The following is a 5,927-nucleotide window of genomic DNA, read 5'->3' as shown; positions in this document are numbered from 1 at the left end:
GTGTTGGCCATACCTTGCATCGTGCTGATTTTTATTTGCTATTGGGGTGGGCTGCACTGGATAGAGGGCAACTGGACATTGCACAACAGCAGTTTGAGCGTGCTACGGCAGTGGCTAAAGAAAAAGAAGATAAACAGTCGGCAGAGCAGGGCGCTAACAGTCTATATCGTATAAAAACACAACAGGCGCTTAATACGCATAATATACCATTGCTGCAAACACTGTTAAACGGCGACCATGGCGACCTTGTCTTATCGGTCATTGAAGGGGCTGCCTGGCAACAGTACAAGGCGCAAAAATATAGTGGTGCCCATGAATTATTTACCCTCATTGAACATCAGGAAGGACAGTATTTGAGTTTGTGGTCCCAAGGTCGTCGTCAACAAGCGGCTGATTTGGCATGCCAAATCAACACCAAGGTATTTATTCAGCGGTGTGCAGAGAGTTTCGCTCAACAGCAATTTGATTTTTACCAGGATCATCAGTACAAAAAAAGTATCCATGCGGCACAACAATTACAGCAAGTGCGCCCACTTAGCGTGGATGAGCAAAGTCTTTTAGGTTGGGCGGCCACCAAAGACGGGCAATCACACATCGCTACTGCAGCCTTTGAAACCGTTTTGCATCATTCCCCCGATGACGAGGTCATTGCAAAGGAACTTATCCGCCTGAACGAGAACAACAAGGATGTACTTGAACAACTGTCAGCCCGTTTTGACGCTATAGATCGAATTCGACGGGCCAGTGTTGCCGAAAGGACTTGGTGGCGTAAACAATTTTTATTGGCCTACTTGAGTGGCGATAAACGAATTACCGATGCGCAAACCCGAGATAGTTTTAGTGTGATTTATGGGGTAACCACACGTTCCCGCTCAGGAGAGCAAGGGCTTGGCAACTTTGATGTATTGACCCAAACCATTGGCATTGGCGATGTCTACCATAATTGGCAGTGGCATGTGGGGTTGGACGTGGTTCAGTTTTATACCGGTGAGGTGCAACAAAACGCGTGGTTTGCAGACGGCCAGTTGTCGACTCCCTTTAACGGGATCACTGGGTTTGAAGATCAGAACATACGTGGCGAACTGTCCTATCAAGCAAAGGATTGGAATTTTTACACCCATGTTAATTACGGTATGTTTGACCAACCGGTAGATACTAACCTTACCGGCCAACTTTCGGCCAGTTGGTTTTTACCTAAGGTGACCCTGGCGGCGTCGGTGATCAGAAAGGCCAAAGAAGACAGTATGCTTAGCCAAACCGGTACCTATAACGCCAACCATGAACAGCCGTGGGGATATGTGATGGAAGACCAGGTTACATTGTTAGCCGCCTATGGGCTGACTCACAACCTGTCATTATCCGGTACATTGCAACTGAGTCGGTTAACCGGTGAGGGGGTAAAAGATAATAATGGGTTTTCCCTTAGAACTGATTTAGCGTACAACTTGGCTGAGCGGGTGTCCCCCATACTGGACTATTGGCGGGTAGGGCCCTTTGTGAGTTATACGGCGTACAGTCATAATTTAAGTGGCTTTACTTATGGAAATGGTGGCTATTTTAGTCCGGATTACTTTGTCAGTGTGGGGGCCTATACAGAATTACTTACCCTAGAAACCCAAAGATGGCAGGTGAAACTAAAAGGCGCTTTGGGTGTCTCTCGGTTTGAAGAGCAAGATGAACCACGGTTTCCTCTCTCTACACCGGAGGAGTTGAGTGGCGATAGTCCCTCATTAGGGGACAACCAAACCACCGGCGCAAGTGGCAATTTAATGGCAGAAGGGCAATACCGATTAACTAAAAACTGGATCGTTGCCGGTTATGTTGGGAAAGCTTTTGCCGTGGAATATCAGTCATTTGAGGCCGGTATACAAATAAGATGGCGTGGTGGCAAAGGGAATGGCGTACTCAGCGATGAGTTACTTTTATCCTCCCCCCGTTTAAGTGGGTTTGCCCTTTAAGTGGTATAAAAAAATCCCCTGGTAGTCTTGTCGGCATTTCAACTATTAAGCAATACTTTTAAATAGAAACTTAATAATTCTGCGTTTTAAATCGAAGGCAATGTAAAGTCAAATTCGTCTAAACGTCTGTTTTTAGTCAGCTTAATGTAAAAGTATGAGGTTTTATGGTTATAGTACTTATCTACAGAGACATATGATTATCATTTTCCATATCGAACAGTTTTAGCCAGTTAGTTACACTCCTTCTCATATTAGGACCCAGCTGTTTTCCGTTATTAGATTAATGCAGCGACATCGGGCCTAAAACGATAGAGAAGGATGTAAATATGTTAACCCTTTCCCAATTTCGCGAGAGTTATCCGTTGCAATTGGAGTGTTCCCTGGCAACAGGTTTCAGCCCGCAAACGCTGTTACGAATGTCTGCGAAATTTAGCGGTGGTGATCCTTTTAGTCGGTTTGTGGCAAAAACAGCAAACAGTGCCCGGCCTGTTCACTTTCTTGGTCATGACAAAAGTTTAAATGCCAGCGTTTCGAATCTGTGTGATATCAGTAAACAGATTGCCGATATCGAAGACCGGTTGGGTCTGTCGTATCAGGCTATTTTGGAAAAAATTGCCGGTGCTTATAATGAAACTCAGGTCAGTAAAATATTTGATCTACAAGCGCCTAGCCCATGGGAAGATGTGTCCCGTAAAGAGTTGCAGGCTTTATTAAAAGAATTGCACTTTTGGATCTTGTATATCAACGATTTGGACATTGCCACAAAAGATATCTGTTCGGCAAAAAGCTTACATTATTTTTTACGCCGCCATCCGGTAGCAGGGTGTCAAATCTTGGCGGATATTATTGTGTTAAACAACGAGAGCTGGGATATTGATGAAACCCAGTATCCTAAGTTGCTTGAAGGCCTTTTACTTAAAGATAGTGATTGTATTTTACGCTGGATTGAACAACCTGAGCTCATTGCCCAGTTTAATGTACGTTCCAAGATCCCTTATCAGTCCATGTGGTCATGGTTGATGCTGTCTATGGCGTCACGTACCTATGGGTATACCAGTAATCTGTGGGCCACCCGGACTCAGTGGAAAAAACAAGGCTACAAACTGCGAAAAGATGCGGTGCCAGCACCGGTGTTTCACTATTATTCTATGTCCTCATCGGAATTGTCTTTGCATGACGGTGACGGTGATGAGGGTAGTGCCCAGTCTGGTTATCGTATACAACTGGTATACAACGCCAGTTGCTTAACCAATTTCAACGCCTTGTCCTATGAAGAGGGCGAGGTCTCTCCCTTGTCGTTGTTAAAAGATCGACTACAACGCATGGAGGTGGATATTCGGGAAGGGCAAGCTGCCTGTTGGCATCCCAAAGAGGATTATATTGAAATGCCGCCGGTGACCGGTTTATACGCCAAACATATGACCGAAGCCTATTATGCCACCCTGTTGCCCTTACTGATGAAATGGGCTGGCCATCCTAAACGGATGAATGTGGGCGGTCATCTTACCCATCCGGTGCAGTTTGATGCATTCTCGACCCTGGTCAGTGAGTTGGGCAGTGCCAATTTGGCGGTGAGGTTTGGTTTAGATCGCAAACCCTGTCAAACCAGTGTTCAACGAATCGGAAACTGGCTAGATGAACTGGCGCCGCTTGCCCGGTTTGAGATTGTTGCCGAGGCATCGGATTGTGCAAACCAAGTTTGTCAGTATCTTTTGCCTGAAGAGCGGTAAAAAAACACCATTTTAGCTAAAACGGTGGCAATGGCGTTAAATTTGTTTAAAAAATAAACATTCATAGGCGTGTCAGTCGCCTTTGGCTTGCCCGGATCCTGGATTTTGGTAGAGTTGTGATCTCGTTCCTCCTTGCGTCGCAAGGGGGAAGCGGGATACTCACTATAACTTCAGGATATGCTACATGACAGAATCGTGCTTTCGTATGAAAGGCACCACACTTACCAGCATAGTGTTGGAAGTCATTCAGTTTGAACCCGATGAATTCGAAACCCAACTGGCTGCGAAGGTTGCCAGTGCGCCCCACTTTTTTACCCGCTCATCGTTGATCATTCATCTTGGTTTACTCTTGTCGGCCACTGAATTTGAGTTGCTTGTGGTCTTGTGTCGCCGCCATGGTTTGCAACCTATGGCGGTAAAAGGGATCACCGAGGAGCTCAAAGCAGTGATCCAAGATTTAGGTATGGCGGATATAAGTCAGAGTAAACTGAGCGAAAAAGCCTTAGCGCCGCGCTCAGAAAAAAAAGCGACCACGGCGGATGCTGCTAACCGTGAGGTAAAAAAGGAAGAAAAAACACCCCCACCATCGGCCTCACCAGCTGATACCTTTAAACCTGCGAAAATTGTTTCTCGTCCTGTGCGCTCAGGACAGCAAGTTTATGCAGAAGGGTGTGATTTGGTTATACTTGGTGCCGTCAGCGAAGGTGCTGAAATATTGTCTGATGGAAACATCCATGTTTATGGTACCTTACGGGGGCGGGCATTAGCCGGCGTAAAAGGGAATACCGCGGCCCGCATTTTTTGTCATACGATGGAAGCGGAATTGGTCTCCATTGCCGGACGATTTGTGATGCAGGAAAACATACAACAACAGTGCTGGAAGCAACCGGCACAGGCTTATTTACATGAGGATGCTTTGGTGGTGGAAAAACTACACTGATCAAAGCACCACACGTTTGGGGATTGAAAATGGCGAAAATAATTGTAGTTACATCAGGCAAAGGTGGGGTGGGTAAAACCACATCCAGTGCTGCTATTGCAACAGGGCTGGCTTTAGCCGGTCATAAAACCGTGGTGATTGATTTTGATGTGGGCTTGCGAAACCTTGACTTGATCATGGGGTGTGAGCGTCGCGTTGTGTATGATTTTGTTAATGTGATCAATGAAGAAGCCACGTTAAATCAGGCGCTGATTAAAGATAAGCGCACCAATAACCTGTTTATTCTGCCGGCCTCTCAAACGCGTGATAAAGACGCGTTGACGATGGAAGGCGTACAGAAAGTTCTGAACGATTTAGCTGAAGATTTTGAATTTATCATTTGTGATTCACCGGCGGGGATCGAACAAGGGGCACAAATGGCCCTTTATTTTGCCGATGAAGCCATTGTTGTCACTAACCCAGAAGTTTCTTCGGTACGGGATTCCGATCGTATTTTGGGCATTTTACAAAGTAAATCCATGCGTGCTGAGCAAGGGAAGTCAGTGAAAGAACACTTACTGTTGACCCGTTATAATCCCCAGCGCGTAGAAACGGCCGAGATGCTAAGCGTGGCAGATGTGGAAGAAATTCTGGCGGTACCGCTACTTGGCGTGATCCCAGAGTCAGAAGCGGTGCTAAAAGCATCGAACCAAGGGTCCCCCGTTATTCTTGATGATACATCCAATGCCGGTCAAGCTTATGCTGACGCGGTCAAGCGATTGCTAGGAGAAAACGTTGAACATCGTTTTCTTGATGTCGAGAAAAAAGGATTCTTCAAGCGATTGCTAGGAGGTAAGTAATGGGTATATTCGATTATCTGCTGAAGAAAGGGAAGCCAAATACCGCGGCCGTTGCCAAAGAACGGTTGCAGATCATCGTTGCCCATGAACGCAGAAAGCGTTCTCAACCTGACTATATACCCATGATGCAACAGGAAATATTGCAGGTTATCCGCAAATACGTGGAAATTGCTGAGGATGATGTGTCGGTACAACTGGACAACAGTGACGACTGCAGTGTGCTGGAGCTCAATATCACCATACCGGAACGTTAAGTTTTTCATTACACAGATAAAGGGCTCTCGGGGCCCTTTTCTTTTATATGTTGTTGTAATTGTACAAAGAATGCCGGAAATTGGTGGTTCAGCTCGTCATAAAGGGGCATCACGTCGTCAAGGCTATTGGCGAAATTGTTGTCAAATCTAACACGGGCAGCCGTGCGTTGTATCACCTCATCCACACCCTCAAGGGTGCGATAAAC

At 46.1% G+C, this 5,927-nt stretch carries 5 protein-coding genes and 1 pseudogene; 5 read left to right on the top strand and 1 reads right to left on the bottom strand.

What is annotated here, in order from left to right:
- The 5 genes from V5298_RS07500 to minE form a co-directional block, all read left to right on the top strand.
- On the top strand, positions 1–1,958 hold a 1,958-nt coding region (locus V5298_RS07500; RefSeq protein ID WP_332930842.1), incomplete at its 5' end, for a cellulose synthase subunit BcsC-related outer membrane protein.
- Between the two features lie 326 nt (positions 1,959–2,284).
- Positions 2,285–3,688 carry a zincin-like metallopeptidase domain-containing protein gene (locus V5298_RS07495; protein WP_332930841.1) on the top strand — a complete coding sequence of 468 codons (1,404 nt, stop codon included), beginning with the start codon at positions 2,285–2,287 and terminating at the stop codon, positions 3,686–3,688.
- Positions 3,689–3,872: 184 nt separating this feature from the next.
- The gene (minC, locus tag V5298_RS07490) at positions 3,873–4,628 is read left to right on the top strand and encodes a septum site-determining protein MinC (protein WP_332930840.1); all 756 of its coding nucleotides are present in this window, start codon (positions 3,873–3,875) and stop codon (positions 4,626–4,628) included.
- A 29-nt stretch (positions 4,629–4,657) separates the two neighbouring features.
- Positions 4,658–5,467, top strand: a complete 810-nt coding sequence (gene minD, locus V5298_RS07485) for a septum site-determining protein MinD (RefSeq protein WP_332930839.1) — start codon at positions 4,658–4,660, stop codon at positions 5,465–5,467.
- A complete protein-coding gene (gene minE / locus V5298_RS07480) occupies positions 5,467–5,721 on the top strand; it encodes a cell division topological specificity factor MinE (protein ID WP_332930838.1) in 255 nt (84 codons plus the stop codon). Before minD ends, minE begins: the two co-directional genes overlap by 1 nt.
- A gap of 8 nt (positions 5,722–5,729) precedes the next feature.
- Here minE and V5298_RS07475 read toward each other — a convergent pair.
- Positions 5,730–5,927: pseudogene (locus V5298_RS07475) on the bottom strand (ACP phosphodiesterase); the annotation flags it as partial.

Source organism: Alteromonas sp. 14N.309.X.WAT.G.H12 (genome assembly GCF_036697315.1).
Lineage (GTDB): Bacteria > Pseudomonadota > Gammaproteobacteria > Enterobacterales > Alteromonadaceae > Alteromonas.
Note: the sequence above shows the minus strand (reverse complement) of the source record. Positions and strands in the feature narration are given on the sequence as shown.